29 protein-coding genes are annotated in these 26,054 nt (G+C 65.2%); 26 read left to right on the forward strand and 3 right to left on the reverse strand.

Annotated elements, in window-relative coordinates; all coding sequences use genetic code 11:
- The first annotated feature begins 24 nt into the window (after positions 1-24).
- Genes NJG22_RS19140 through murB form a run of 7 tightly spaced genes read left to right on the forward strand, consistent with a single transcriptional unit; the run spans position 25 to position 4,569 of the window.
- Positions 25-660, forward strand: coding sequence for a MotA/TolQ/ExbB proton channel family protein (locus tag NJG22_RS19140; protein ID WP_028690976.1), 636 nt, complete (start codon positions 25-27; stop codon positions 658-660).
- Positions 657-1,091 carry a biopolymer transporter ExbD gene (locus tag NJG22_RS19145; RefSeq protein ID WP_253096679.1) on the forward strand — a complete coding sequence of 145 codons (435 nt, stop codon included), beginning with the start codon at positions 657-659 and terminating at the stop codon, positions 1,089-1,091. Before NJG22_RS19140 ends, NJG22_RS19145 begins: the two co-directional genes overlap by 4 nt.
- Positions 1,091-2,101: a tetraacyldisaccharide 4'-kinase gene (gene lpxK / locus NJG22_RS19150; RefSeq protein ID WP_253096681.1), complete on the forward strand. Its 1,011-nt coding sequence runs from the start codon at positions 1,091-1,093 to the stop codon at positions 2,099-2,101. The genes NJG22_RS19145 and lpxK overlap by 1 nt, the downstream gene beginning before the upstream one ends.
- 41 nt (positions 2,102-2,142) lie before the next feature.
- Complete coding sequence (locus tag NJG22_RS19155) at positions 2,143-2,328, forward strand: Trm112 family protein (RefSeq protein WP_217853569.1); 186 nt, start codon at positions 2,143-2,145, stop codon at positions 2,326-2,328.
- Entirely contained in the window at positions 2,325-3,089 is a 765-nt protein-coding gene (gene kdsB, locus NJG22_RS19160) for a 3-deoxy-manno-octulosonate cytidylyltransferase (protein ID WP_217853570.1), read from the forward strand. Before NJG22_RS19155 ends, kdsB begins: the two co-directional genes overlap by 4 nt.
- Positions 3,089-3,553, forward strand: coding sequence for a low molecular weight protein-tyrosine-phosphatase (locus tag NJG22_RS19165; RefSeq protein WP_253096684.1), 465 nt, complete (start codon positions 3,089-3,091; stop codon positions 3,551-3,553). The genes kdsB and NJG22_RS19165 overlap by 1 nt, the downstream gene beginning before the upstream one ends.
- Positions 3,550-4,569 carry a UDP-N-acetylmuramate dehydrogenase gene (gene murB, locus NJG22_RS19170; protein ID WP_253096686.1) on the forward strand — a complete coding sequence of 340 codons (1,020 nt, stop codon included), beginning with the start codon at positions 3,550-3,552 and terminating at the stop codon, positions 4,567-4,569. Before NJG22_RS19165 ends, murB begins: the two co-directional genes overlap by 4 nt.
- A 159-nt stretch (positions 4,570-4,728) precedes the next feature.
- Here the strand turns inward: murB and rne are convergent, their stop codons facing one another.
- On the reverse strand, positions 4,729-7,950 hold the full coding sequence (gene rne / locus NJG22_RS19175; protein ID WP_253096688.1) for a ribonuclease E: 3,222 nt from the start codon (positions 7,948-7,950) through the stop codon (positions 4,729-4,731).
- Positions 7,951-8,743: 793 nt separating this feature from the next.
- Between rne and rluC the strand changes: the two genes are divergently transcribed.
- The 3 genes from rluC to NJG22_RS19190 are packed head-to-tail and all read left to right on the forward strand — an operon-like array spanning position 8,744 to position 11,370.
- Positions 8,744-9,697: a 23S rRNA pseudouridine(955/2504/2580) synthase RluC gene (rluC, locus tag NJG22_RS19180; RefSeq protein WP_253096689.1), complete on the forward strand. Its 954-nt coding sequence runs from the start codon at positions 8,744-8,746 to the stop codon at positions 9,695-9,697.
- A 3-nt stretch (positions 9,698-9,700) separates the two neighbouring features.
- The gene (locus NJG22_RS19185; protein ID WP_253096690.1) at positions 9,701-10,381 is read left to right on the forward strand and encodes an HAD family hydrolase; all 681 of its coding nucleotides are present in this window, start codon (positions 9,701-9,703) and stop codon (positions 10,379-10,381) included.
- A gap of 2 nt (positions 10,382-10,383) precedes the next feature.
- Positions 10,384-11,370, forward strand: a complete 987-nt coding sequence (locus NJG22_RS19190) for a S49 family peptidase (RefSeq protein WP_253096691.1) — start codon at positions 10,384-10,386, stop codon at positions 11,368-11,370.
- A 236-nt stretch (positions 11,371-11,606) separates the two neighbouring features.
- Here NJG22_RS19190 and NJG22_RS19195 read toward each other — a convergent pair whose 3' ends face one another.
- Positions 11,607-12,185: a Maf family nucleotide pyrophosphatase gene (locus NJG22_RS19195; protein ID WP_253096692.1), complete on the reverse strand. Its 579-nt coding sequence runs from the start codon at positions 12,183-12,185 to the stop codon at positions 11,607-11,609.
- Between the two features lie 96 nt (positions 12,186-12,281).
- On the opposite strand from NJG22_RS19195, the gene NJG22_RS19200 reads away from it, so the two are divergent.
- From NJG22_RS19200 to NJG22_RS19255, 12 genes are all read left to right on the forward strand, one after another.
- Positions 12,282-12,809 carry a YceD family protein gene (locus NJG22_RS19200; RefSeq protein ID WP_253096693.1) on the forward strand — a complete coding sequence of 176 codons (528 nt, stop codon included), beginning with the start codon at positions 12,282-12,284 and terminating at the stop codon, positions 12,807-12,809.
- Positions 12,810-12,822: 13 nt separating this feature from the next.
- The gene (gene rpmF, locus NJG22_RS19205) at positions 12,823-13,005 is read left to right on the forward strand and encodes a 50S ribosomal protein L32 (RefSeq protein WP_134693112.1); all 183 of its coding nucleotides are present in this window, start codon (positions 12,823-12,825) and stop codon (positions 13,003-13,005) included.
- Positions 13,006-13,008: 3 nt separating this feature from the next.
- Positions 13,009-14,019, forward strand: coding sequence for a phosphate acyltransferase PlsX (gene plsX, locus NJG22_RS19210; protein ID WP_366518811.1), 1,011 nt, complete (start codon positions 13,009-13,011; stop codon positions 14,017-14,019).
- A 186-nt stretch (positions 14,020-14,205) separates the two neighbouring features.
- The gene (gene fabD / locus NJG22_RS19215; RefSeq protein WP_253096696.1) at positions 14,206-15,144 is read left to right on the forward strand and encodes an ACP S-malonyltransferase; all 939 of its coding nucleotides are present in this window, start codon (positions 14,206-14,208) and stop codon (positions 15,142-15,144) included.
- Positions 15,145-15,160: 16 nt separating this feature from the next.
- Complete coding sequence (gene fabG / locus NJG22_RS19220; RefSeq protein WP_217853579.1) at positions 15,161-15,901, forward strand: 3-oxoacyl-ACP reductase FabG; 741 nt, start codon at positions 15,161-15,163, stop codon at positions 15,899-15,901.
- A gap of 204 nt (positions 15,902-16,105) precedes the next feature.
- Entirely contained in the window at positions 16,106-16,342 is a 237-nt protein-coding gene (gene acpP, locus NJG22_RS19225) for an acyl carrier protein (protein WP_010223225.1), read from the forward strand.
- Between the two features lie 165 nt (positions 16,343-16,507).
- Complete coding sequence (fabF, locus tag NJG22_RS19230) at positions 16,508-17,752, forward strand: beta-ketoacyl-ACP synthase II (RefSeq protein ID WP_217853580.1); 1,245 nt, start codon at positions 16,508-16,510, stop codon at positions 17,750-17,752.
- A complete protein-coding gene (gene pabC, locus NJG22_RS19235; protein WP_253096698.1) occupies positions 17,752-18,567 on the forward strand; it encodes an aminodeoxychorismate lyase in 816 nt (271 codons plus the stop codon). Before fabF ends, pabC begins: the two co-directional genes overlap by 1 nt.
- A 3-nt stretch (positions 18,568-18,570) precedes the next feature.
- Complete coding sequence (gene mltG, locus NJG22_RS19240; protein WP_253096700.1) at positions 18,571-19,728, forward strand: endolytic transglycosylase MltG; 1,158 nt, start codon at positions 18,571-18,573, stop codon at positions 19,726-19,728.
- The gene (gene tmk, locus NJG22_RS19245; RefSeq protein ID WP_253096703.1) at positions 19,725-20,357 is read left to right on the forward strand and encodes a dTMP kinase; all 633 of its coding nucleotides are present in this window, start codon (positions 19,725-19,727) and stop codon (positions 20,355-20,357) included. Before mltG ends, tmk begins: the two co-directional genes overlap by 4 nt.
- On the forward strand, positions 20,350-21,336 hold the full coding sequence (locus tag NJG22_RS19250) for a DNA polymerase III subunit delta' (RefSeq protein ID WP_253096705.1): 987 nt from the start codon (positions 20,350-20,352) through the stop codon (positions 21,334-21,336). Before tmk ends, NJG22_RS19250 begins: the two co-directional genes overlap by 8 nt.
- A 33-nt stretch (positions 21,337-21,369) precedes the next feature.
- Positions 21,370-22,152, forward strand: coding sequence for a TatD family hydrolase (locus NJG22_RS19255; protein WP_253096707.1), 783 nt, complete (start codon positions 21,370-21,372; stop codon positions 22,150-22,152).
- Between the two features lie 405 nt (positions 22,153-22,557).
- Here the strand turns inward: NJG22_RS19255 and NJG22_RS19260 are convergent, their stop codons facing one another.
- Positions 22,558-22,782, reverse strand: a complete 225-nt coding sequence (locus NJG22_RS19260) for a hypothetical protein (RefSeq protein WP_253096710.1) — start codon at positions 22,780-22,782, stop codon at positions 22,558-22,560.
- 73 nt (positions 22,783-22,855) lie between these two features.
- Between NJG22_RS19260 and NJG22_RS19265 the strand changes: the two genes are divergently transcribed.
- The 4 genes from NJG22_RS19265 to NJG22_RS19280 all read left to right on the forward strand — a co-directional run bounded on the left by NJG22_RS19265 (position 22,856) and on the right by NJG22_RS19280 (position 25,877).
- The gene (locus tag NJG22_RS19265) at positions 22,856-23,491 is read left to right on the forward strand and encodes a TetR/AcrR family transcriptional regulator (RefSeq protein ID WP_134693123.1); all 636 of its coding nucleotides are present in this window, start codon (positions 22,856-22,858) and stop codon (positions 23,489-23,491) included.
- 172 nt (positions 23,492-23,663) lie between these two features.
- Positions 23,664-24,632 carry a radical SAM protein gene (locus NJG22_RS19270; RefSeq protein WP_253096712.1) on the forward strand — a complete coding sequence of 323 codons (969 nt, stop codon included), beginning with the start codon at positions 23,664-23,666 and terminating at the stop codon, positions 24,630-24,632.
- Positions 24,633-24,699: 67 nt separating this feature from the next.
- Positions 24,700-25,305: a DUF4823 domain-containing protein gene (locus tag NJG22_RS19275; protein ID WP_253096715.1), complete on the forward strand. Its 606-nt coding sequence runs from the start codon at positions 24,700-24,702 to the stop codon at positions 25,303-25,305.
- Positions 25,306-25,316: 11 nt separating this feature from the next.
- Positions 25,317-25,877, forward strand: coding sequence for a DUF1285 domain-containing protein (locus tag NJG22_RS19280; RefSeq protein WP_253096717.1), 561 nt, complete (start codon positions 25,317-25,319; stop codon positions 25,875-25,877).
- Positions 25,878-26,054 lie beyond the last annotated feature (177 nt).

Raw genomic sequence — 26,054 nt, forward strand, 5'->3', positions numbered from 1 at the left:
CCTTTTTCCGAGGGGATGCTTACTGTGTGGGAATTGGTCAAGTCTGGTGGCTGGATGATGCTGCCGATCATCCTGAGCTCCATCGCCGCCATGGCGATCGTCGTCGAGCGCCTGTGGACCCTGCGCGCCAGCCGTGTCACCCCGCCGCACCTGCTGGGCCAGGTGTGGATGTGGATCAAGGACAAGCAACTGACCAGTGACAAGCTCAAGGCCTTGCGCGCCGATTCGCCGCTGGGTGAGATCCTCGCCGCAGGCCTGGCCAACTCGCGCCATGGCCGCGAAATCATGAAAGAGTGCATCGAGGAAGCCGCTTCGCGGGTCATCCATGAGCTCGAGCGCTACATCAGCACCCTCGGCACCATCGCCGCCATGGCCCCGTTGCTGGGCTTGCTGGGCACCGTGCTGGGCATGATCGACATCTTCAGCGCCTTCATGGGCTCGCAGATGACCGCCAACGCCGCGGTGCTGGCCGGCGGTATTTCCAAGGCCCTGGTCACCACCGCGGCTGGCCTGATGGTCGGTATCCCGGCGGTGTTCTTCCACCGTTTCCTGCTGCGCCGCATCGACGAGCTGGTGGTGGGCATGGAACAGGAAGCGATCAAGCTGGTGGAAGTGCTGCAGGGCGATCGTGAAGTGGAAGTGGCCGGAGGCAAGGCGTGAAGTTCCGGCGCAACCGACAGCGCGAGAACGTCGATATCAACCTGGCGTCGCTGATCGACGTGGTGTTCGTGCTGCTGCTGTTCTTCGTGGTTACCACCACCTTCACCCGCGAGACCCAGTTGCGCGTCGAGCTGCCCGAGGCCAGCAGCGCCGCGCCCGCGCAGCCCGATGACGGCAAGCTGATCGAGGTCACCATCAGCGCCGATGGCGTGTACTCGGTGAACAACCACCTGCTGCCCAAGAGCGACCTGGCGACCCTGACCGAGGCGATCGAGAAGGAGTCCGCTGGCGACATCACCCTGCCGCTGGCGATCAGCGCCGATGGCAAGACCCCGCACCAGGCCGTGGTCACCGCAATGGATGCGGCCGGCAAGCTCGGCTTCAGCAAGTTGCGCATGACCACCGTCGAGGCCGCGCAGGGCAACCCCTGATGGCCTTCGCCGACCGTCTGCTTGCCGCCTGGTACGCCGGGCACCCGGCACTGGCCTTGCTGCGCCCGCTGGAGGCCCTGTACCGGCGGGTGGTGACGCGCAGGCGCGCGCGCTTCCTCAGTGGCCAGAGCGCCAGCTATCGCGCCCCGGTGCCGGTGATCGTGGTGGGCAACATCACCGTGGGCGGCACCGGCAAGACGCCGATGATCCTCTGGCTGATCGAGCACTGCCGCCGGCAGGGGCTCAAGGTTGGCGTGGTCAGCCGTGGCTACGGGGCCAAGCCACCCCAGTACCCTTGGCGCGTCAGCGCCGATCAGCCGGCCGGGCAGGCCGGTGACGAGCCTTTGCTGATCGTCCAGCGCAGCGGTGTGCCGCTGATGATCGACCCTGACCGCTCGCGTGCGGTCCAGGCGTTGCTGGCCAGTGACGCGCCAGACCTGATTCTCTGCGACGACGGCATGCAGCACTACCGCCTGGCCCGCGACCTGGAACTGGTGCTGATCGATGCCGCCCGTGGCCTGGGCAACCGCCGCTGCCTGCCTGCCGGCCCTCTGCGCGAACCCGCCGAACGCCTGGGCGAGGCGGACGCGGTGCTGTTCAATGGCGCCGAGGCCGACCGCGACGACGGCTTCGCCTTCGGCCTGCGGCCCTCGGCGCTGATCAACCTGCGCAGTGGCGAGCACCGTGGCCTCGACCTGTTCCCCGCCGGCCAGGCGCTGCACGCCGTGGCCGGCATCGGCAACCCGCAACGTTTCTTCAACACCCTGCTGGGGCTAAACTGGCAGCCGGTGCCGCACCCCTTCGCCGACCATGCGCCGTACAGCCGCGAGGTGCTGTCGTTCAGCCCCCCGCTGCCGCTGGTGATGACCGAGAAGGATGCGGTGAAATGCCGGCCCTTCGCCGCCGAAGACTGGTGGTACCTGGCCGTCGATGCCGTGCCGTCACCGGCGTTTCGCGCCTGGTTCGATGCCCAGCTCGACCGCCTGTTGCCTGGCCGTCCCCGGCCCTGAGCCTTTTTCATTTTCCGGCCACTGGCCTCAAGGAAACCTCCATGGACACCAAACTGCTCGATATCCTGGCCTGCCCGATCACCAAGGGCCCGCTCAAGCTCAGCGCCGACAAGAGCGAGCTGATCAGCAAGGGCGCGGGCCTGGCCTACCCGATCCGCGACGGCATCCCGGTGATGCTGGAGAGCGAGGCGCGCACCCTGACCGACGACGAGCGCCTGGACAAATGAGCCTGGCCTTCACCGTGGTGATCCCCGCCCGGCTGCGCTCCACGCGCTTGCCGGGCAAGCCATTGCTGCCGATCGCCGGCAAGCCGATGGTCCAGCATGTGTGGGAACAAGCGCGCAAGAGCGGCGCCGCGCGGGTGGTCATCGCCACCGACGATGCCGGCATCGTCGCGGCCTGCCAGGCGTTCGGCGCCGAAGTGCTGTTGACGCGCGCCGACCATGAGTCGGGCACCGATCGCCTGGCCGAAGTGGCCACCCAGCTGGGCCTGGCCGCCGATGCCATCATCGTCAATGTGCAGGGCGACGAGCCGCTGATTCCGCCGGTGATCATCGACCAGGTAGCAGCCAACCTGGCCGCGCACCCCGAGGCCGGCATCGCCACCCTGGCCGAGCCGATCCACGCCCCGGAAACCATCTTCAACCCCAATGCAGTGAAGGTGGTGAGCGATAAGCACGGCCTGGCCCTGACCTTCAGTCGTGCCCCGCTGCCCTGGGCCCGCGACGCCTTCGCCGCGGATCGCGAGCGCATGCCACAGGATGTGCCTTACCGTCGCCATATCGGCATGTACGCCTACCGCGTGGGCTTCCTGCAGGACTTCGTCGCCTGGGGCCCGTGCTGGCTGGAGCAGACCGAGTCGCTGGAGCAACTGCGTGCCCTGTGGCATGGCGTGCGGATCCATGTCGCCGACGCCATCGAGGCACCGGCGGTGGGTGTGGATACCCCCGAAGACCTGGAGCGCGTACGGCGCTTGCTGGAGGCTTGATGCGCGTCTTGTTCGTCTGCCTCGGCAATATCTGCCGCTCGCCCACGGCCGAGGGCGTGCTGCGTCACCAATTACAGGCTGCCGGGCTGGCTGACGTGGTGCACGTGGCCTCGGCCGGCACTGGCGACTGGCACGTGGGCAAGGCCCCCGACAGCCGTACCTGCAAGGCTGCGCTGGCGCGTGGCTACGACCTCTCGCGCCAGCGCGCGCAGCAGGTCAAGGCGGCGCATTTCGGCGAGTACGACCTGATCCTGGCCATGGATAAGAGCAACCTGGGCAACCTGCAGGCCTTGCGCCCGCACACGGCCAGTGGCGAGCTCGACCTGTTCCTGCGCCGTTATGGCGCGGCCCTGGATGAAGTACCGGACCCTTACTACGGCGGCGCCGAGGGCTTCGAGCAGGTGCTTGACCTGATCGAGGCGGCCTGCCGCGAGCTGGTCGTGGAAATCAAGGGGCGGCTATGACGGCGCACTGGCAGGAGCGGGTGTCGCTCAAGCCCTACAACACCTTTGGCATCGATGTCAGTGCCCGCTATTTCACCCAGGCCCATGACGACCACGAGGCCCGTGATGCGTTGGCCCTGGCTGCCGAGCGGCAGGTGCCCGTGCTGGTGATCGGCGGCGGCAGCAACCTGTTGCTGTCCCGCGATGTCGACGCCCTGGTGCTGCACATGGCCAGCCGTGGCCGACGCTTGCTCAGCGACGATGGCGAGCGGGTGGTGGTGGAGGCCGAGGCTGGTGAGCCGTGGCACCCGTTCGTGCAGTGGAGCCTTGCCCAAGGCTTGTGCGGGCTGGAGAACCTCAGCCTGATCCCCGGTACCGTGGGCGCCGCGCCGATGCAGAACGTCGGTGCCTATGGCGTGGAGATCAAGGATGTGTTCGCCGGCTTGACCGCGCTGGATCGCCAGACCGGTGAGTTGCGGGATTTCTCGCTGGAGGCGTGCGCCTTTGGCTATCGCGACAGCCTGTTCAAGCGCACTCCCGGGCGCTGGCTGATCCTGCGCGTGCGCTTTGCCTTGAGCCGCACCTTGCAGGCACACCTGGACTATGGCCCGGTGCGTCAACGCCTGGCGGAGCAGGGCGTCGATCAGCCGAGCGCGCAGGCGATCAGCGAGGCGATCTGCAGCATCCGCCGGGAGAAGCTGCCGGACCCGGCCGAGCTGGGCAATGCCGGAAGCTTCTTCAAGAATCCGCTGGTGCCGGCGGCACTGGTTGAGCGGATTCGCGCACAGTATCCGAGCGTTGTGGCTTATCCCCAGGCCGATGGCCAGGTGAAGCTGGCGGCCGGCTGGCTGATCGAGCAGGCGGGCTGGAAAGGCTATCGCGATGGCGATGCCGGCGTTCACCGTTTGCAGTCGCTGGTACTGGTCAATTATGGCCAGGCGAGCGGGGCGCAGTTGCATGGGCTGGCGCAGCGGATCCAGGCGGATATCCTCGAACGCTTCGGGGTGGCGCTTGAGATGGAGCCGAACCTGTACTGACCAGTGCCAGCACCGCGCCGCCTGGTTCGCCGGCAAGGCCGGCTCCTACGGGGGGGTGAGGTAGGAGCCAGCCTTGCTGGCGAACACTTGATACGACAGCGGTAAAGAAAAAGCCCCGCCAGTTCGCACTGGCGGGGCTTTTTCATTCAGCCGTTGCTATCAACCGTGATGAGGCTTGTGCTCATCGGCGGTTTCCAGCGCCTGTGCCGGGGCTGCTTCGGCGGCGGCCTGGGCAGCAGCGGCGGCTGCGGCTTCGGCTTCACGCTTGCGGCGACGCACTTCACGTGGGTCGTTCGGCGCGCGGCCGTTGGACAGCATGACGGTAGCGGGCTCGACCGGCGCTTCGACCGGGGTCTGCTCGGCAACCACTGGAGCAGGCTCGGCGACTGGCGCTTCGATCACTTCAGGCTGGGCTTCGGCCACCGGAGCAGGCTGCGCGGCAACGGGTGCCTCGACTTCGGCCGCTTCGACAACCTGGGCTTGCTCGATCTCACCGGCTTCAACCACAGGGGCTGGTTCGACCACTGCAGGTTCTGCAGGGGCTTGGACGGCGGCAGCTGGCTGCTCGGCGACGGCTTGTTCGATCACTGGCTGTGGCGCGACTTCAACCACGGGCTCGATGCTCGGCTCGACGGCGACGACCGGCTGGCTGACAGGCTGCTCGACCGCTGGGGCGATCTCGACCTGCTCGGCTTGCTCGGCGACCACCTCGACGGCTTCGACCTGGGCTTGCTCGACCACCGCGGTGGCACGCTCAGCCTGCTGGTTGGCTTCGGCGTCGGCTTCGGCGCTGATGTTGCTGGTGGCAACGGCGGCGGTGACGGCGATGCCGGCGGCCAATTCGGCACCCAGCTCGGTGGCCTGGTGCTGCTGTGGCTGCTGCTCTTCGCCGGCGTCTTCGTCGCCGCCATCGATCAGTTCGCCATTGGCGTTGCGCTGGCGCTCGCGGCGGTTGCTACGACGACGCTGGCCACGGGAGCGGCGGCGTGGACGCTCGCCATCGGCGCCTTCCTGCTCGTCCTGCAGCAGCTCTTCGTTCGGCAGCTGCTCTTCGACCAGCTCGGCGGCCTGTTCGGCAACTTGCTCATCAGGGCGCGGCTGGCGCTCTTCGCGCGGCGCACGCGGCTGGCGTTCTTCACGCGGGGCACGCTCTTCGCGTGGCGCGCGTTCTTCGCGTGGCTGGCGCTCTTCGCGTGGTGCGCGTTCTTCACGTGGTGCACGCTCTTCACGTGGTGCACGTTCTTCACGTGGCGCGCGCTCTTCGCGGGCTACACGTTCTTCGCGCGGGGCGCGTTCTTCACGTGGCTGGCGCTCTTCGCGGGCGACGGCCGGAGTGGCGTCCAGCGGTTCGCGCAGTTCACGCACGCGCTCTTCGCGGTTGCCACGACGGTCTTCGCGCGGCTGGCGTGGCTGACGCTCTTCGCGTGGGGTGCGTTCTTCACGTGGTGCACGTTCCTCGCGAGGGGCGCGTTCTTCACGGGGCTGGCGCTCTTCACGCGGAGCACGTTCGCTGCGTTCTTCGCGCGGCTTGCGGTCTTCGTCGCGGCGGCCGTTGCGGTTGCGGCTCTGCTGGCGACCGTTGCGGCGCTCCTCGTTGCGCGCAGGGCGCTCGGTGGCCGGCTTCTCGGTGCTCACGGCCGGGGCGGCGGCAGGTTCGTCCTTGCCGGCGAACAGGCTGACCAGCGACTTGACCAGGCCCTTGAACAGGCTTGGCTCGGCAACGTGCTGGGCTGGCGCGACCGGCGCGGCTGGCTGCTCTTCGGCAGCGCTCGGTACCGGGGCGTTGGCGCGAGCCGGCGCGGTTTTCACCGCGGCTTCCTGGCGCACCAGGGTGCGGGTGGCGGTCGGCTGCGGCGCTTCTTCGGTTTCGGCGGCGGCGATCTCGTAGCTGGACTGGTTGCTCAGCACTTCCGGGTTGTCGTCGCGCAGGCGCTGGACTTCGAAGTGCGGGGTTTCCAGGTGATCGTTCGGCAGGATGATGATGCGCGCGCGGGTGCGCAGTTCGATCTTGGTGATCGAGTTGCGCTTCTCGTTGAGCAGGAAGGCGGCCACCGGGATCGGCACCTGGGCGCGAACCTCGGCGGTGCGGTCCTTCAGGGCCTCTTCCTCGATCAGGCGCAGGATCGCCAGCGACAGCGACTCGACGTCACGGATGATGCCGGTGCCCGAGCAGCGTGGGCAGACGATGCCGCTGCTTTCGCCCAGCGACGGACGCAGGCGCTGGCGCGACATCTCCAGCAGGCCGAAGCGCGAGATGCGGCCTACCTGTACGCGGGCGCGGTCGGCCTCCAGGCATTCGCGCACGCGTTCTTCGACGGCGCGCTGGTTCTTCGCCGGGGTCATGTCGATGAAGTCGATGACGATCAGGCCGCCGATATCACGCAGGCGCAGCTGGCGGGCGATTTCCTCGGCCGCTTCCAGGTTGGTCTGCAGCGCGGTTTCCTCGATGTCGCTGCCCTTGGTGGCGCGCGCCGAGTTGATGTCGATGGAGACCAGGGCCTCGGTCGGGTCGATGACGATCGAGCCGCCGGACGGCAGGTCGACGACGCGCTGGAAGGCGGTCTCGATCTGGCTTTCGATCTGGAAGCGGTTGAACAGCGGCACGCTGTCTTCGTACAGCTTGACCTTGCTGGCGTACTGCGGCATCACCTGGCGGATGAAGGTCAGGGCTTCTTCCTGGGCGTCGATGCTGTCGATCAGCACTTCGCCGATGTCCTGGCGCAGGTAGTCGCGGATGGCGCGAATGATGACGTTGCTTTCCTGGTAGATCAGGAACGGCGCGACGCGGTCTTGCGAGGCTTCCTTGATGGCGGTCCACAGCTGCAGCAGGTAGTCGAGGTCCCACTGCATTTCTTCGCTGCTGCGGCCCAGGCCCGCGGTGCGCACGATCAGGCCCATGTCGCCCGGAACGGTGAGGCCGTTCAGCGCTTCGCGCAGCTCGTTGCGTTCTTCGCCTTCGATGCGGCGGGAGATGCCACCGGCGCGCGGGTTGTTGGGCATCAGCACCAGGTAGCGGCCGGCCAGGCTGATGAAGGTGGTCAGGGCGGCGCCTTTGTTGCCGCGCTCTTCCTTCTCGACCTGGACGATGACTTCCTGGCCTTCGCTCAGCACTTCCTTGATGTTGACCCGGCCTTCAGGGGCTTTCTTGAAGTATTCGCGGGAGATTTCCTTCAGCGGCAGGAAGCCGTGACGTTCGGAGCCGAAGTCGACGAAGGCGGCTTCAAGGCTGGGCTCGATCCGGGTGATCTTGCCTTTGTAGATGTTGGCCTTTTTCTGCTCACGGGCACCGGACTCGATGTCCAGGTCGTAGAGGCGTTGGCCGTCCACCAGGGCTACACGCAACTCTTCGGGTTGAGTTGCGTTAATCAGCATTCTTTTCATGTTGTACCGTCGGTTTCCGGGCTGCCGGAAACGGCGTTCGGCACACACGACTTCTCATGGTCGGTGCCTAGGTGCGCAAAGGGTGGCGGGCCACCCCCGTGTCTGGCGACGTTCGGCACCAGCCGGTTGCCCAGCCTGCCGTTGTCGCGACGACGCGTCCTGTTCCATGGTGCCAAAAGGCCTGTCGAGCTCTTCGAACGTGATCCGAATCAACCGAGCGGGCCTGGTGCACTCAGTCAGGAGGAGGAATCAACCGGTCGTCCGTGGACGCCACGAGGGCGTCTGCTCAGGACCTTGTCCGCTCATTGCCCATGCATCGGGGCGTTGGCTGGACGCGGTGCCACACGGTCCGAGGGCTGTGCATCTCCACCCTGCACGTATCCCTTGAAAATTCGGGTGCTGCCGCGCGCTGAATCCGCAACGGGTTGCATTTTTCGCCAGCCCATACCGGGCTGGCGCCATAACATGTCCAAGGCAGGTATTTCCGGAGCACTTCGCCCAAATGCGCGGAGACGACGGTGGCGGGCAGAGGTACGGCGAAAAGAAGCGGGTAAGCAGGTGAAACACCGCACTTGTCGTTTTTTTCGGTCTTCTCTACACAACGCTGGTGGCGATTCCAGGCATTCATTAAACTGGCGAACGCTCCGTAGGACGGCCTCGCGTCCTCGGAATTGCGATGGTCAGGGCCGGCGTAGAGCCTGTTGCCGCTGGCCTGCCGCTTTTGGCGGCGTTCGCGACTATAGCAGTAATGATTAAGTGCTTCAATTCCATAAAAAATTGTTATGATCCCGCCATGACGACCAATACCCCCCCGACTTCCGGCGTTCAGCTGATCGAAGTCCCGCCGGAGCTTGCCGGCCAACGCATCGACAATTTCCTCATCACGGCCCTCAAGGGCGTGCCCAAGACCCTGGTCTACCGCATCCTGCGCAAGGGCGAGGTACGGGTCAACAAGGGCCGGATCAAGCCTGAGTACAAGCTGCAGGCCGGCGATATCGTGCGGGTGCCGCCCGTCCGCTTGCCGGAGCGCGACGAGCCGGCGCCGGTCGCCCAGGGGCTGTTGCAGCGCCTGGAAGCGGCCATCGTCTACGAAGACAAGGCGCTGATCGTGATGAACAAGCCGGCCGGCATCGCCGTGCATGGCGGCAGCGGCCTGAGCTTCGGGGTGATCGAGGCGCTGCGCCAGCTGCGCCCGGACGCCAAGGAACTGGAACTGGTGCACCGCCTGGACCGCGACACCTCCGGCCTGCTGATGATCGCCAAGAAGCGCAGCATGCTGCGCCACCTGCACGCCGCCCTGCGGGGCGATGGCGTGGACAAGCGCTACATGGCGCTGGTGCGCGGCCACTGGCCGACCTCGAAGAAGCAGGTCAGCGCGCCTTTGCTCAAGAGCAACCTGCGCTCCGGCGAGCGCATGGTCGAGGTCAATGACGAGGGCAAGGAAGCACTGACCCTGTTCCGCGTGCTGCGTCGCTTCGGCGAATTCGCCACCATCGTCGAGGCGCGGCCGATCACCGGGCGCACCCACCAGATTCGGGTACACACCCTGCATGCCGGGCACATGATCGCCGGCGACAGCAAGTACGGCGACGAGGACTTCAGCCGCGAAATCCGCGAGCTGGGTGGCAAGCGCCTGTTCCTGCACGCCTATCAGCTCACCGTGCCGCTGCCCGATGGCGGCGAGCTCAAGCTCGAGGCGCCGGTGGACGAGGTGTGGGCCAAGACCATCGAGCGGCTGGCGTCCTGAACCATGAGCAAACCTTATGACCTGCTGATCTTCGACTGGGATGGCACCCTGGCCGATTCCATCGGGCGCATTGTCGAGGCCATGCATGCCGCCGCCGAGCGCGCCGGCGAGGCGCCCAGCAGCGATGCGGCGGTCAAGGGCATCATCGGCCTGGCGCTGAGCGAGGCGATCGGGCTGTTGTATCCGCACCTGGATGAGGTGCAAGTGCAGGTTTTTCGCCAGCATTACGCTGACGTCTACATGGCCCTGGACCAGCAGCCCTCACCGTTGTTCGACGGCGTGGTCGAGTCGCTGGAGGGCTTCCGTGCCGAGGGCTACCGCCTGGCGGTGGCCACCGGCAAGGCTCGGCGTGGCCTGGATCGGGTGCTCAAGGCCAATGGCTGGGAAGGCTACTTCGATATCACCCGTGCCGCCGACGAGACCCGCGGCAAGCCGCATCCGCTGATGCTCGAGGAGATCCTCGGCCATTGTCGGGTCGAACCCGGGCGGGCGCTGATGGTCGGAGATTCGGCCTTCGACCTGCAGATGGCCAGCAACGCTGGCATGCATTCGGTGGCGGTCGGCTACGGTGCCATGCCGTTGCAGGCGCTGGCCGAGTTTGGCCCGCAGCTGTGCATCGAGCATTTTTCCCAACTGCGCGAATGGCTCGCCAGCCCCGCGCATATCAATTTCCAAGGTAGGTGAACATGGCTGACGAATGGAAGGCACCCGAGTCCGAGGAGGGTGGCGAGGAGCGCAAGAGCTGGAAACTGCTCGAGAAAACCTTGCTGGCGGGCGTGCAGGAGCAGCGTCGGGCGCGGCGCTGGGGGATCTTCTTCAAGCTGCTGACCTTCGTCTACCTGTTCGGGCTGCTGGCGCTGTTCACGCCGCTGATGGATGTCGACAAGGCTGCCTCGCGCGGCGCCAGTCATACCGCGCTGGTGGAGGTGCGCGGGGTGATCGCCGACCAGGAGCCGGCCAGCGCCGACAATATCGTCAAGAGCCTGCGCGAAGCGTTCAAGGACCCCAAGACCAAGGGCGTGGTGATGCGTATCAACAGCCCGGGCGGCAGCCCGGTGCAGGCGGGCTACATCTACGATGAGATCCGCCGCCTGCGCGCCGAGTACCCGGCCATCAAGCTGTATGCGGTGATCGCTGACCTGGGAGCTTCCGGGGCGTACTACATCGCCAGTGCCGCCGACGAGATCTATGCCGACAAGGCCAGCCTGGTCGGCTCGATCGGCGTCACGGCGGCGGGCTATGGCTTTGTCGGCACCATGGACAAGCTGGGCGTGGAGCGGCGCACCTACACGGCGGGTGAACACAAGGCCTTCCTTGATCCGTTCTCGCCACAGAAGCCGGAAGAAACCGCGTTCTGGCAGGGTGTGCTGGACACCACGCACCGCCAGTTCATCGCCATGGTCAAGCAGGGGCGTGGCGAGCGCCTGAAAGACCAGGATCACCCTGAGTTGTTCAGCGGGCTGATCTGGTCGGGCGAGCAGGCCAAGGCGCTGGGGCTGGTGGACGGGCTGGGCAGTGCCAGTTACGTCGCTCGCGATATCGTTGGTGAGAAGGAATTGGTGGACTTCACCGTGCAGGAGTCGCCGTTCGATCGGTTCTCCAAGCGTATTGGCGCCAGCGTGGCAGAGCGTCTGGCGCTGTATATGGGCTTGCAGGGGCCTTCGCTGCGCTGAGCTGAATCGGCGTGGCATTCATCGCGGGGCAGGCCCTGGACTTTCAAAGTGTTGATGACTGGCGCCCGGGTTGAGCTTGCCGGGGCTGCTTTGCAGCCCTTTCGCGACACAAGGCCGCTCCTACAGAGGTGCGCGATCCCCTGTGGGCGCGGCCTTGTGTCGCGAAAGGGTCGCAAAGCGACCCCGGCAAGCTTGAATTGGCGCGGTTAAATCCCAAAAATCGCGACACCTGATGCTCAGGGCACCTGCACGCCTTCCTTGTGCAGCATGTCCACCAGTCGAATCAGTGGCAGCCCGATCAGGCTCGTGGCGTCGCAACCGTGGGTGCTCTGGAACAGGCTCACCCCCAACCCCTCCGCCTTGAAGCTGCCGGCGCAGTCCAGTGGCTGCTCGGCCGTCACGTAGCGCTCCACGCGCGCTCGATCCAGCTCGCGCAGCGTCACGGTAAACGGCACGCAATCGACCTGGCAGTGGTCGTTGGCGCTGTTGAGCAGCGCCAGGCCGGTGAGGAAGGTCACCTGCTGGCCGCTGCACTCCAGCAATTGCTCGCAGGCGCGTTCGAAGGTGTGCGGCTTGCCGAGGATCTGCTCGCCCAGCACCGCGACCTGGTCGGAGCCGATGATCAGGTGGTCGCGGTGGCTGGCAACCAGAGCCTCGGCCTTCTGCCGGGCCAGGCGCCGGACCAGCTCGACGGCGGGCTCGCCATCGAGGCGCCGTTCGTCTAGGTCGGGGCTCGCCCAGGTGAAGGGCAGGCGCAGTCGGGAGAGCAGTTCGCGGCGGTACGCAGAGCTGGAAGCCAGTAACAAGGGAAGCATGGTAGACTCCTGGGCAATTACCCCGAATTCTAACATGCGAGATGCCACCTAATTTCCTTTGACAGGGAGGGGGTGCATCCCTAGAATGCTGCGCCTATGTTGAATGACCCGATTCCACCTCACGTTGACCCGCGCAAATTGGCTGATCGTGGCGTAACCCTCGAAGGTTCGCTGCAGCTCGCTGATTTGGAAAGACTCTGCGACCCGCTTTCCGACAATGTCGGTACGGTGCAGGCGAAGTTCGATTTTGAACGAGATGAACAGCACGTCGTGGTTATCCACAGTGAGCTGGATGTCGAGGTCAAGATGGTTTGCCAGCGTTGTCTTGAGCTGGTCACCCTGCCGATCCACAGCGAATGTACTTACGCCGTGGTGAAGGAGGGTGCGAACACCCAGTCGTTGCCGAAAGGCTATGACGTGCTGGAACTGGGCGAAGATCCTTTGGATCTGCAGGGGCTGATCGAGGAAGAGCTGTTGCTCGCCCTGCCGATCGTGCCTGCTCATCATCCGGAAGAATGCCAGCAGCCGGCGGGACTCGATGAGCCCGAACCGAGCAAGGACGAGGTATCGCGGTCCAACCCGTTCAGTGTATTGGCGCAGTTAAAGCGTGACCCAAACGTTTAGGAGTTAATCAATTATGGCTGTTCAGCAGAACAAAAAATCCCGCTCTGCCCGTGACATGCGCCGTTCGCACGACGCCCTGTCGGCTGAGGCCCTGTCGGTTGAGAAAACCACCGGTGAAGTACACCTGCGTCACCACGTATCGCCAGAAGGCGTATACCGTGGTCGCAAAGTGATCGACAAGGGCGCCGACGAGTAATCCTTGTCCGCTCAGATCATCGCGATCGACGCAATGGGCGGGGACTTCGGTCCCCGCAGCATTGTCCAGGCTAGCATCGCCTGCCTTTCGGCTACTCCCTCGCTGCACTTGACCCTCGTCGGTCAACCCTCCCTCCTTGAAGATCTTGTCAGCGGCCTTGCAGCTGCGGATCGCGCGCGCCTGCAGATTGTCGCCGCCAGCGAGGTGATCGGCATGGACGAGCGGCCATCGCAGGCGTTGCGTGGCAAGCCCGACTCGTCGATGCGCATCGCCCTGGAACTGGTGCGTGATGGCAAGGCCCAGGCCTGCGTGAGCGCCGGCAACACCGGTGCGCTCATGGCGCTGTCGCGCTTCGTGCTCAAGACCCTGCCGGGCATCGATCGGCCAGCGATGGTCGCGGCGATCCCGACCCAGGCCGGTTACTGCCAGTTGCTCGATTTGGGCGCCAATGTCGATTGCAGCGCGGAGAATCTCTATCAGTTCGCCGTGATGGGGTCGGTGGCGGCCCAGGCCCTGGGGGTCCAGCGGCCAAGGGTGGGGCTGCTCAATATCGGTACCGAGGACATCAAGGGCAACCAGCAGGTCAAGCTGGCGGCCAGCCTGCTGCAGGGCGCGCGCGGGCTCAACTATATAGGTTTCGTCGAGGGTGACGGCCTGTACCGCGGCGAGGCTGATGTGGTGGTGTGCGACGGTTTTGTCGGCAATATCCTGCTCAAGTCCAGCGAAGGCCTGGCCACCATGATCGGTGCGCGCATCGAGGCGTTGTTCCGTGGCGGCCTGTTGGCCCGGGCGGCTGGGGCCATGGCCATGCCGCTGCTCAAGCGTCTGCAGGCCGATCTGGCGCCGGCCCGGCACAACGGCGCGAGTTTCCTGGGCTTGCAGGGTATCGTCATCAAGAGCCACGGCTCGGCCGGCGTGCAGGGCTTGCAGAGCGCCATCCAGCGCGCGTTGATCGAGATCCAGGAAAACCTGCCGCAGCGCTTGCATGGGCGGCTCGAAGACCTGTTGCCCTGAGCGCCGGGGCAGCGGCTTGCCCCGCGACAAGGCCATTGCTGGAAATACAAAGCCTTTGGGCATGCCGCCCATGAAGTGCTTAAATGTGACCGCTTGGTCTGCCGTTCCATCCAAGCTTTCAGATTGCGCGCCCGGCCGACGGCCTGGCGCACCCTATCCGACGACAAGATCATAAGGGCTTGTTCAATGTCTGCATCCCTCGCATTCGTCTTTCCTGGTCAAGGCTCCCAGTCGCTGGGCATGCTCAAGGAGCTCGGCGCAGAAAAGCCGGTAATCGTCGAGACCTTCAAGGAAGCTTCCGAGGCCCTGGGCTACGACCTGTGGAAACTGGTCCAGGAAGGCCCGGAAGAGCAACTCAATCAAACCGACAAGACCCAGCCGGCCATCCTTGCCGCCTCGATCGCCCTGTGGCGCCTGTGGCTGGAAGAGGGCGGCGCGCAGCCAGCCTTCGTTTCCGGTCACAGCCTGGGTGAATACAGTGCCCTGGTCGCGGCCGGCAGCCTGTCGCTGAAGGATGCCGTGCGCCTGGTGGAGCGTCGTGGCCAGTTGATGCAGGAGGCCGTGCCGGCCGGTCATGGCGCCATGGCCGCCATCCTCGGCCTGGACGACGCGGTCGTGGTCGAGATCTGCGCCAAGGCCGCCGAGGACGAAGTGGTCAGCGCGGTGAATTTCAACTCGCCGGGCCAGGTGGTCATCGCCGGTAACAAGGCGGCGGTGGATCGCGCCATGGCGCTGTGCAAAGAGGCGGGCGCCAAGCGCGCCCTGCCGCTGGCGGTCAGCGTGCCATCGCACTGCGCGCTGATGAAGCCGGCCGCCGAGCGTTTCGCCGAGTTCGTCAACGCCATCGAGTGGAAGGCGCCGCAGATCCCGGTGGTGCAGAACGTCACCGCCGCCATCGCCGCCGATCTCGATGCCCTGAAGCAGGACCTGCTGGCCCAGCTGTACCAGCCAGTACGCTGGGTTGAATGCGTACAGGCCCTGGCTGCGCGCGGCGCGGTCAACCTGGTCGAGTGCGGCCCGGGCAAAGTTCTGGCCGGCCTGAACAAGCGTTGCGCCGACGGCGTCACCACCTACAACCTCAACACCCCAGACGCCGTCGCCGCCACCCGCGCGGCGCTGGCCTGAATTCGGAGAAGCTTGCATGAGCCTGCAAGGTAAAGTTGCACTGGTCACCGGCGCCAGCCGTGGTATTGGCCAGGCCATCGCCCTGGAGCTGGGCCGCCAGGGCGCCATCGTCATCGGTACCGCCACCTCGGCCTCGGGTGCCGAGCGCATCGCCGCTACCCTGAAAGAGCACGGCATCCAGGGCGCCGGCATGGAGCTGAACGTGACCAGCGCCGAGTCCGTCGACAAGGTGCTGGGCGCCATCGGCGAGCAGTTCGGCGCGCCAGCCATTCTGGTCAACAACGCCGGTATCACCCGCGACAACCTGATGCTGCGGATGAAAGACGACGAGTGGTTCGACGTGATCGATACCAACCTCAACAGCCTGTACCGTCTGTCCAAGGGCGTGCTGCGCGGCATGACCAAGGCCCGCTGGGGTCGTATCATCAGCATCGGTTCGGTGGTGGGCGCCATGGGCAACGCCGGCCAGGCCAACTATGCCGCCGCCAAGGCTGGCCTGGAGGGCTTCAGCCGTGCCCTGGCCCGTGAAGTGGGCTCGCGTGGCATCACCGTCAACTCGGTGACCCCAGGCTTCATCGACACCGACATGACCCGCGAGCTGCCAGAAGCGCAGCGCGAGGCCCTGCAGAAGGAAATTCCGCTGGGTCGCCTGGGCCAGGCCGAGGAGATCGCCAAGGTGGTTTCCTTCCTGGCTTCCGAGGGTGCAGCCTACGTCACCGGCGCTACCGTGCCGGTGAACGGCGGGATGTACATGTAAAATCCGCAACTCAATGTGACGGATCGGTTCAAAAAAGAGTCATACTCCGAGCCTAAAATCCGTTATAAAGCTGCAACCAGATTCCGGACAGCGGGCCGGGTGACCTGGTGGAAGGCGCGTTACGCTTGAAAAGCAGGCGTCTTCCTATAAACTTGGTCACCGGCCAGCTGCCTGACATATGTCCATTAGGAGTGAAAACTAGGTATGAGCACCATCGAAGAACGCGTCAAGAAAATCGTCGCCGAGCAACTGGGCGTCAAGGAAGAGGAAGTCAAGAACGAATCTTCCTTCGTTGAGGACCTGGGTGCCGACTCGCTTGACACCGTTGAGCTGGTGATGGCTCTGGAAGAGGAATTCGAGACCGAAATCCCTGACGAAGAAGCCGAGAAGATCACTACCGTTCAAGCCGCTATCGACTACGTCAACAGCCACCAGGCCTAAGACGTTCCAGTCGACGCTTCTTGTCGGGAAAAACCGCACTGCCGTCGCCGGCGTGCGGTTTTTTCTTTGCAAGCTATGCAATGAACACCGGAGTCTGTTGCCAGGCCATTGGCGCTGCCAGTGCACTGGCAAGAGACTCTGTTACTAGAAAATGAGGAGAGTACTGTGTCGCGTAGACGCGTCGTGGTCACTGGTATGGGTATGCTGTCGCCACTGGGTACCGATGTACCGAGCACCTGGCAGGGCATTCTGGCTGGCCGCAGTGGCATCGGTCCGATCGAGCATACGGATCTGTCTGCCTACTCCACCCGTTTTGGCGGCTCGGTGAAAGGCTTCGAAGTCGAGCAGTACCTGTCGGCCAAAGAGGCCCGCAAGCTCGACCTGTTCATCCAGTACGGCCTGGCGGCCGGTTTCCAGGCGGTGCGCAACGCCGGCCTTGAGGTTACCGACGCCAACCGCGAGCGCATCGGCGTGGCCATGGGCTCGGGCATCGGTGGCCTGACCAACATCGAAGAGACCAGCCGCACCCTGCATGAGCAAGGGCCGCGCCGGATCTCGCCGTTCTTCGTGCCGGGCTCGATCATCAACATGATCTCGGGCTTCCTGTCGATCCACCTGGGCCTGCAAGGCCCGAACTACGCGATCGCCACCGCCTGCACCACCGGCACCCACTGCATCGGCATGGCCGCGCGCAACATCGCCTACGGCGAAGCCGACGTGATGATTGCCGGCGGTGCCGAAATGGCCGCCTGCGGCCTGGGCATGGGCGGCTTCGGTGCCTCCCGCGCGCTGTCCACCCGCAACGACGAGCCGGCCCGTGCCAGCCGTCCGTGGGACAAGGGCCGCGACGGCTTCGTGCTGTCCGACGGTGCCGGCGCCCTGGTGCTCGAGGAACTGGAGCATGCCAAGGCCCGTGGCGCGACCATCTACGCCGAGCTGGTCGGTTTCGGCATGAGCGGTGACGCCTACCACATGACCTCGCCGCCCGACTCTGGCGAAGGCGCGGCCCGCTGCATGGCCAACGCCCTGCGCGATGCTGGCATCCAGCCTGAGGACGTCAGCTACATCAACGCCCACGGCACCTCGACGCCGGCCGGCGATGTCGCCGAGGTGGCTGCGATCAAGCGCGTGTTCGGCGAGCACGCCTACAAACTGGCGGTCAGCTCGACCAAATCGATGACCGGCCACCTGCTGGGTGCCGCCGGCGCGGTGGAAGCGATCTTCAGCGTCCTGGCGATCAACAGCCAGATGGCGCCGCCGACCATCAACCTGGACGAGCCCGACGAAGGCTGCGACCTGGACTTCGTGCCGCACCAGGCGCGCAGCATGCCAATCGACGTGGTGCTGTCCAACTCGTTCGGCTTCGGTGGCACCAACGGCTCGCTGGTATTCCGCCGGTTCGCCGACTGATGCTCAGCTGGGTCGACGGCCAGGACGCGGCTGCGCTCAACCTGCAGAACCGCGGCCTGGCCTACGGCGATGGCCTGTTCGAGACCATCGCCGTGCGCGGCGGCAGGCCCAGCCTGCTGGCGCGCCACCTCGAGCGCCTGGCGCTGGGCTGTCGGCGCCTGGCGATCGAGGCCGACCTGGCACTGGTTCGCAACGAACTGTTGCAATTTGCCGGGCTGCTCGGTGACGGTGTCGCCAAGCTGATCCTCACCCGTGGCGACAGCCAGCGCGGCTACGCCCCGATGGCCGGGTCCCCGGCGCGACGTATCCTCCAGGGCAGCCCTTTGCCGGCGTATCCCGCCGCCAACGCCGAACAGGGCGTGCGCCTTTTCCCTTGCCAGACACGCCTTGCGGAACAACCGCTGCTGGCGGGTCTCAAACACCTCAACCGCCTCGAGCAGGTGCTGGCCCGCGCCGAATGGCAGGACACCGCGTTTGCCGAGGGCCTGATGCGTGACGGCCAGGGGCGGGTGATCGAAGGGGTGTACAGCAACCTGTTCCTGGTGCGCGATGGCGCGTTGCTCACCGCCGACCTTGGCCGTTGCGGCGTGGCCGGGGTGATGCGCGCGGCGCTGCTGGAGCAGGGCGCGGCCCTTGGCCTGCCCGTGCAGGTGCGGGACCTGACGCTGACGGACCTTGAGCAGGCCGACGAAGTGTTCGTCTGCAACAGCGTCTATGGCATTTGGCCCGTGCTCGAATTCGCCGCGCTGAACTGGCCGGCGGGGCCACTCACCCGTAAACTGCAGGCCGTTGCCCGTACGTTACTGGATACCTGATTCGTGAGACGCAAATTCCTGCTGCTGCTGGAAATGAGCTTGATCCTCGCCGGCCTGGCACTGGGCTGGGCCGCCTGGAAGGTCAGCTCGGTTCTGGAGCAGCCGCTGCAAGTGACGCAAGAGCGCCTGCTCGACGTGCCCAATGGCACCACGCCCAACCGCATGTTCTACCGCATGCAGGGCGAAGGGCTGCTTGACGACCCGGTCTGGCTACGCCTGTACTGGCGCTTCAACATGGCCGGTACCGCGCTGCACACGGGCGAATATCGCCTGACGCCAGGCATGACCGTGGGCCAGCTGTTCGACGCCTGGAAGCGTGGCGACGTGGTGCAGTACAACCTGACCCTGGTCGAGGGCTGGACCTTCCGCCAGGTGCGTGCCGCGGTGGCCAAGCATGAAAAGCTCAAGCACACCCTCGAGGGCCTGTCCGATACCGAGGTGATGGACAAGCTGGGCCACACCGGGGTCTTCCCCGAGGGCCGTTTCTTCCCCGACACCTACCGCTTCGTGCGCGGCATGAGCGATGTCGAGCTGCTGCAGCAGGCCTACATGCGCCTGGAGGAAGTGCTGGCCAAGGAATGGGCCGAGCGCAGCACCGAACTGCCGTATCGCGATCCTTACCAGGCGCTGATCATGGCCTCGCTGGTGGAGAAGGAAACCGGCATTCCCCAGGAGCGCGGGCAGATCGCCGGGGTGTTCGTGCGCCGCATGCGCCTGGGCATGATGCTGCAGACCGACCCGACCGTGATCTACGGCATGGGTGAGCGCTACAACGGCAAGATCACCCGCGCCGACCTGCGCGAACCGACCCCTTACAACACCTACACCATGACGGGCCTGCCGCCGACACCGATCGCCATGGTTGGCCGCGAGGCGATCCATGCCGCGCTCAACCCCAGCGACGGCTCGAGCCTGTACTTCGTCGCCCGTGGCGATGGCAGCCACGTGTTCTCCGACGACCTGGACGACCACAACAGCGCCGTGCGCGAGTTCCAGCTCAAGCGCCGCGCCGACTACCGCTCGAGCCCCACGCCACAGGGCCAGCCCGCGGCGCCGCAGAACGGCGCCACGCCAGCGCCAGAGGGCGAGCCGGCAGCGCCTACCGATGAATCCGCGCCGGCCGATGAGCCTGCGCCAGACGACACTAAGGAACGCTCGTGAGCGGTTTGTTTATCACCCTGGAAGGCCCCGAAGGCGCGGGCAAGAGCACCAATCGCGAGTACCTGGCGGCGCGCCTGCGCGAGCAGGGCATCGATGTGCTCATGACCCGCGAGCCAGGTGGCACGCCGCTGGCCGAGCGCATTCGTGAGCTGCTGCTGGCGCCGAGCGAGGAGGCCATGGCGGTCGATACCGAGCTGCTGCTGATGTTCGCCGCCCGCGCCCAGCACCTGGCACAGGTGATCCGTCCGGCGCTGGCCCGCGGCGCGGTGGTGCTGTGCGACCGCTTCACCGACGCCACCTACGCCTACCAGGGCGGGGGGCGCGGGCTGCCAGTCGAGCGTATCGCCACCCTTGAGTCTTTCGTCCAGGGCGAACTGCGTCCCGACCTGACCCTGGTGTTCGACCTGCCGGTGCAAGTCGGCCTGGCCCGTGCCGCGGCCCGTGGCCGGCTGGACCGTTTCGAGCAGGAAGGCCAGGCCTTCTTCGAAGCGGTGCGCCAGGCCTACCTGCAACGCGCCGGCCAGCAGCCGCAGCGCTACCGCCTGCTGGACGCGTCGCAGCCGCTGGCCGCGGTGCAGCGGGCGATCGATGCCCTGGTGCCCGGCATCCTGGAGCGGTGCCGTGGCTGAAGCCTACCCCTGGCAGCAGGCGCTCTGGCAGCAGTTGGCCGGCCGTGGCCAGCACGCCCATGCCTACCTGTTGCACGGGCCGCAGGGCATTGGCAAGCGCGCCCTGGCCGAGCGCCTGATGGCCCGCCTGCTGTGCCAGCAGCCCCAAGGGCTGGAGGCTTGCGGGCAGTGCAAGGCGTGCCTGTTGCTCAAGGCCGGCAGCCACCCGGACAACTTCATCCTGGAGCCCGAGGAAGCCGACAAGCCGATCAAGATCGACCAGGTCCGCGAGCTGGTATCCTTCGTGGTGCAGACTGCCCAGCAGGGTGGGCGCAAGGTGGTGCTGATCGAGCCGGTGGAGGCGATGAACATCAATGCCGCCAACGCCCTGCTCAAGAGCCTGGAGGAGCCCTCGGGCGACACCGTGCTGCTGTTGGTCAGCCACCAGCCCAGCCGCCTGTTGCCGACCATCAAGAGCCGCTGCCAGCAAGTGGCCTGTCCACAGCCGAGCCTGGCCCAGAGCCGCGCCTGGCTGGCCGGCGCGCTGGCGGACAGTGACGAGCCGGCACGCGAAGAGCTGCTGACCCTGGCCGCCGGCTCGCCGCTGATGGCGCTCAGCTTGCAGGCCCAGGGCGTGCGCGAGCAGCGGGCGCTGGTCACCGACGGGGTGAAGAAGCTGCTCAAGCAGCAGCAATCGCCCAGTCAGCTGGCCGAAGCCTGGAATGGCGTGCCCTTGCTGCTGCTGTTCGACTGGTTCTGCGACTGGGCGCACCTGATCCTGCGCTATCAGTTGACCCAGGATGAAGACGGACTAGGCTTGGCCGACATGCGCAAGGTCGTGCAGTACCTGGCGCAGAAAAGCCGCCAGGCCAAGGTGCTGGAGCTCCAGGCGTGGATCCTCGAGCAGCGCCAGAAGGTGCTGGGCAAGGCCAACCTCAACCGTGTACTGCTGCTCGAAGCCTTGCTCGCCCATTGGGTGCAGCTGCCCGGCCAGCGTTGATTCCTATCGTTCATTCAGGTGTGTCCTGTTGCCATGCTCGTAGATTCCCATTGCCACCTCGATCGTCTTGACCTGAGTGCCCACCAGGGCTCCCTCGATGCCGCCCTGCAGGCGGCGCGCGCGCGCGGGGTTGGGCATTTTCTGTGCATCGGCGTGAGCGCCGAAAACGCCGGGGCGGTCAAGGCGCTCAGCGAACAGTACGCCGATGTCGACTGCTCGGTGGGGGTGCACCCGCTGGACCTGGCGCCCGGGGAAACGCCAGCCTTGGAATGGCTGCTGGGCGAACTGACGCACCCGCACGTGGTCGCCATTGGCGAGACTGGCCTGGACTACCACTACGAACCAGAAGCCGCCGAGTTGCAGCAGGCGTCGTTCCGCCTGCACCTGGAAGCCTCGCGGCAGACCGGCAAGCCGGTGGTGGTGCACACCCGTGCCGCCCGCGCCGATACCCTGGCGCTGCTGCGCGAGGCCAGCCTGCCCCAGGCGGGGGTACTGCACTGTTTCACCGAGGACTGGGACATGGCCAAGGCCGCGCTGGACCTGGGCTACTACATTTCGCTGTCGGGCATCGTCACCTTCCGCAATGCCGACGCGCTGCGCGATGTGGCGCGCCAGGTGCCGGTCGACCGCCTGCTGGTGGAGACCGATTCGCCGTACCTGGCCCCCATTCCGCACCGCGGCAAGCCAAACCTGCCGCAATATGTGCGAGACGTGGCCGAGTATGTCGCGTCGCTGCGCGGGGTGAGCTACGCGCAGTTGGCCGAGCAGACCACGGCGAACTTCAAGCGCTTGTTCCCCTTGGCGCGGGTGGCTTGAGGGCCGACCTTCAGGCCAGCCATTGCGATGCCTGGTTCACCAGCAAGGCTGGTCTGCTCTGCGGGCCGGGCAAAAAAAACCCGGGTTCTGGGGGGGGAATCCGGGTTAAGACCATTAGGAGTAAAACAAAGGTACACGGTCCCTGGGCACCTTTATCGGCGCGCCACTTTGGGGGGGATGCGCCGCGCCAACACTTCAAGTATTGGCCAGGATTGGCGCCCCGCCAGCGCGTGCTGGTCGTTTTTTAAACAAATTTGGAATACGCCCGCCAGCCCTTGGGCCTTCAACGCATGGCAATCTGCCGGACCTGTCACAGTGCGTCGTCGACCAGGCGCTGATCGGTATAGAAGTGTGGGGAAAAACGCACCCCGGGGCCGCGCATGGCGCAGATCACGCCCTTAGCGCTCAGGGTTCGATAAATGTCGGCGTTGGCATGGCCATCCAGGCTGAAATTGACGCTCCCGGCCCGACGAGCGGGATCAGCTGGTCGGCGACCACCGTCCTGCCGACGTCCTCCAGCAGCGATAGGCAGGTTTCCAGGGCGCAGGCACCCAGCATGTTCGCAATGGCCGCGTGGTTCAGGTAGCACAGGCCCGGCGCCTGGTCGAACTCATCATGAAACACAGACATGGTTGGAAGATCCGTGCAATTTGCCGCAAGTTAGGCATAATAAACCGCTTCGATTGTCATCCCAGTCCTTCCTATGCAGAAAGAACCTCGTAAGGTCCGTGAGTTTCGTCGTCGCGAGCAAGAAATCCTCGACACGGCGCTCAAGCTGTTTCTCGAACAAGGTGAAGACAGTGTCACCGTCGAGATGATCGCCGATGCCGTGGGCATCGGCAAAGGCACGATCTACAAGCATTTCAAGTCCAAGGCGGAGATCTACCTGCGCCTGATGCTCGACTATGAGCGCGACCTGAACGAGCTGTTGCACTCGGCGGACGTCGACCGCGACAAGGAAGCCCTGTCGCGCGCCTACTTCGAGTTCCGCATGCGCGACCCGCAGCGCTACCGGCTGTTCGACCGCCTGGAAGAAAAGGTGGTCAAGGGCAACCAGGTGCCGGAAATGGTCGAGCAGTTGCACAAGATTCGTGCCTCCAACTTCGACCGTCTGACGCAATTGATCAAGGGCCGGATCAGCGAAGGCAAGCTCGAGGACGTGCCGCCGTACTTCCACTACTGCGCGGCCTGGGCCCTGGTCCATGGCGCGGTGGCGCTGTACCACTCGCCGTTCTGGAGCAATGTGCTGGAGGACCAGGAGGGTTTCTTCCAGTTCCTCATGGATATCGGCGTGCGCATGGGCAACAAGCGCAAGCGCGATCCGGAACCTGCCAACTGACGCCGCGATGTAACACCGGCAAGCCGGGTCCTACCCTGTGTCCCGTCTTGCACCCTGTAGCCAGCCTTGCTGGCGAACCAGGCGAGCGCGGTGTTGTTCACCGGCAGGGCTTGCAAAAACCTGATTTATAAGTCAGGTTTTGCCGGCCCGATCCATCCATGCCGGAGTTCCCATGATCGTCGACCGTCAAGGCAGGCGCTTTCGCAACCTGCGCGTCAGCCTGACTGCTGCGTGCAACTACGCCTGCACCTATTGCGTGCCCGACGGCAAGCGCCTGGTGGCGGCGCACGACGAGCTGTCGGCGGATGCGTTGGCCCGTGGCGTGGCGTACCTGGTGGAGGCGGCCGGCATCGAACGGCTGCGTATCACCGGCGGCGAGCCGCTGGTCAGTCCGCGGTTGGAGGCGTTTCTTCTGGCGGTCGGCCAGCTAGGGCTCGAGGACATCAGCCTGACCACCAATGGTCAGTTGCTCTCGCGCAAGTTGCCGCTGCTGCGCGATGCCGGCATTCGCCGGCTCAATGTCTCCCTCGATACCCTTGACCCATTGGCATTCCGCCGCATCGCCCGCGGCGGCGACCTGGGCAGTGTGCTGGCGGGCATGGCGCAGGCCAGTGCCGCCGGCATGGCAATCAAGGTCAATATGGTGCCGATGCGCGGGCAGAACCTCGACCAGGTCATGCCGATGCTGGAGTATTGCCTGGCCCATGGCTACGAGTTGCGATTCATCGAGCTGATGCGCATGGGCCACCTGGCCCGTGAGCGCAATGCCTTCGTGCAACAGTTCGTCGGTCTCGAGCAGTTGCTGGCGTTGATCGGCCAGGCGCACCTCTACGAGCAGGCGCCACGGCCCTTGGATGCCACGGCCTTGCGTTATCGCATTGCTGGCAAGGGGCACTTTGGCGTGATCGCCAACGAGAGTGTGCCGTTTTGCCGAACCTGCTCGCGTCTGCGTCTGTCCTCTACCGGTTGGCTGCATGGCTGTCTGTCGTCGAGCAACCGTCACTATGTCGGCGACCTGCTCGACAAGCCGCGCCACCAGGCGTTGCCGGCCTTGCAGCGGTTGCTGGTGAAAGCCTTGGCGGACAAGCAGGAGCAGGCGTTTTCCGGGGATGTGATGGTCATGAAGGTGATTGGCGGCTGACTCTGGCGCAAAAGCTGCATCCTGGCGGCTATTCGCCGGTTTTTCGTCACCGGCCTCTGGAGGAAAGATGCGTAGCCTGGTCTTGCTGCTGGCGCTGATGGCGTTGGGCGGCTGCATGAATGTCAGCGATATGGGCGAGGGCGTGCGTTACCACATGAGTGACGCGGGCCTGCTGGATCATAGCGACACCACCCGTACCCTGTCGGTCCGCTTGCAGCCGGACTCGTTCATTTTCATCGGCCAGGGCGCCTTCATGCCGCCGAGCAAGGGCCCGCAGCCGCGGCAGAACGCGGTGGCCGAGGAAGCGTTCAAGAGTTTCGTCGAGTACTTCCCGCTGGTGCGCCGTGCCCAGGGCCCGCTGGGCCTGGAAGATGCCATCGCCGAGGCGCGTTCGGTGGGGGCTGACTATGTGCTCTATACCCGCTTTGCCCGTACCGACGACCGTATTGGTAACGGCGACGAGTGGTATGACGAGCAGGCCGTCGACCGTCTGGGCTGGGACAGTGGTGTAGTGCAGATGATGCTGATCGAGACCAGTACCCGTTACCTGATCGACACCGCGCGGATCAAGAGCCGCGGCGGTTTGTTGACGTTCCACGACAATACCCCGCAGGATTTGCTTGCCGCGCCGATGCGCGAGTACGCTCGTAGCCTTCTGGGCATGAGTCACTGAGTGAGGGTGGGATGAGCGATTCGGGCAAGGCCAACGATCTTCTGGCGCAGATTCCCCAGCACAAGGGGCTGCCACCGGTGCATCTATGGAACCCGGATTTCTGCGGCGACATCGATATGCGTATTGCCCGCGACGGTACCTGGTACTACCTGGGTACGCCGATCGGGCGCAAGCCGATGGTCCGGCTGTTTTCCAGCATCATTCGTCGTGATGGCGATGACTACTTCCTGGTGACGCCGATGGAGAAGGTCGGTATTCGGGTCGATGATGCGCCGTTCGTGGCCGTGTTGCTGGATGTTGAAGGGCAGGGCGAGGGGCAGGTGTTGCGCTTTACCAGCAACGTCGAGGAGCAGATCGAGGCTGGGCCGGGGAATCCACTGCGCGTGGAGCTTGACCCGGCTACCCAGGAGCCGTCGCCCTACGTGTTGATGCGTGGCAACCTCGAGGCGCTGGTCCACCGTAATGTGTTCTACCAACTGGTGGAGTTGGCGGTACCGCGGGTGATTGAGGGGGACGTTTGGCTTGGGGTATGGAGCCGGGGAGAGTTTTATCCTATCGGGCGTGCTGACTAAATATTCACCTTGGCAGCCAGCCTTTCCCCTTAGATACCCATCTATATCAACTTCTTGCTCTTGCTCTTGCTCTTGCTCTTGCTCTTGCTCTTGCTCTCGCTCTTGCTCTTGCTCTTGCTCTTGCTCTTGCTCTTGCTCTTGCTCTTGCTCTTGCTCTTGCTCTTGCTCTTGCTCTTG

Origin of the sequence: Pseudomonas sp. VA159-2, from assembly GCF_024126635.1 — a bacterium.
GTDB lineage: Bacteria > Pseudomonadota > Gammaproteobacteria > Pseudomonadales > Pseudomonadaceae > Aquipseudomonas > Aquipseudomonas muyukensis.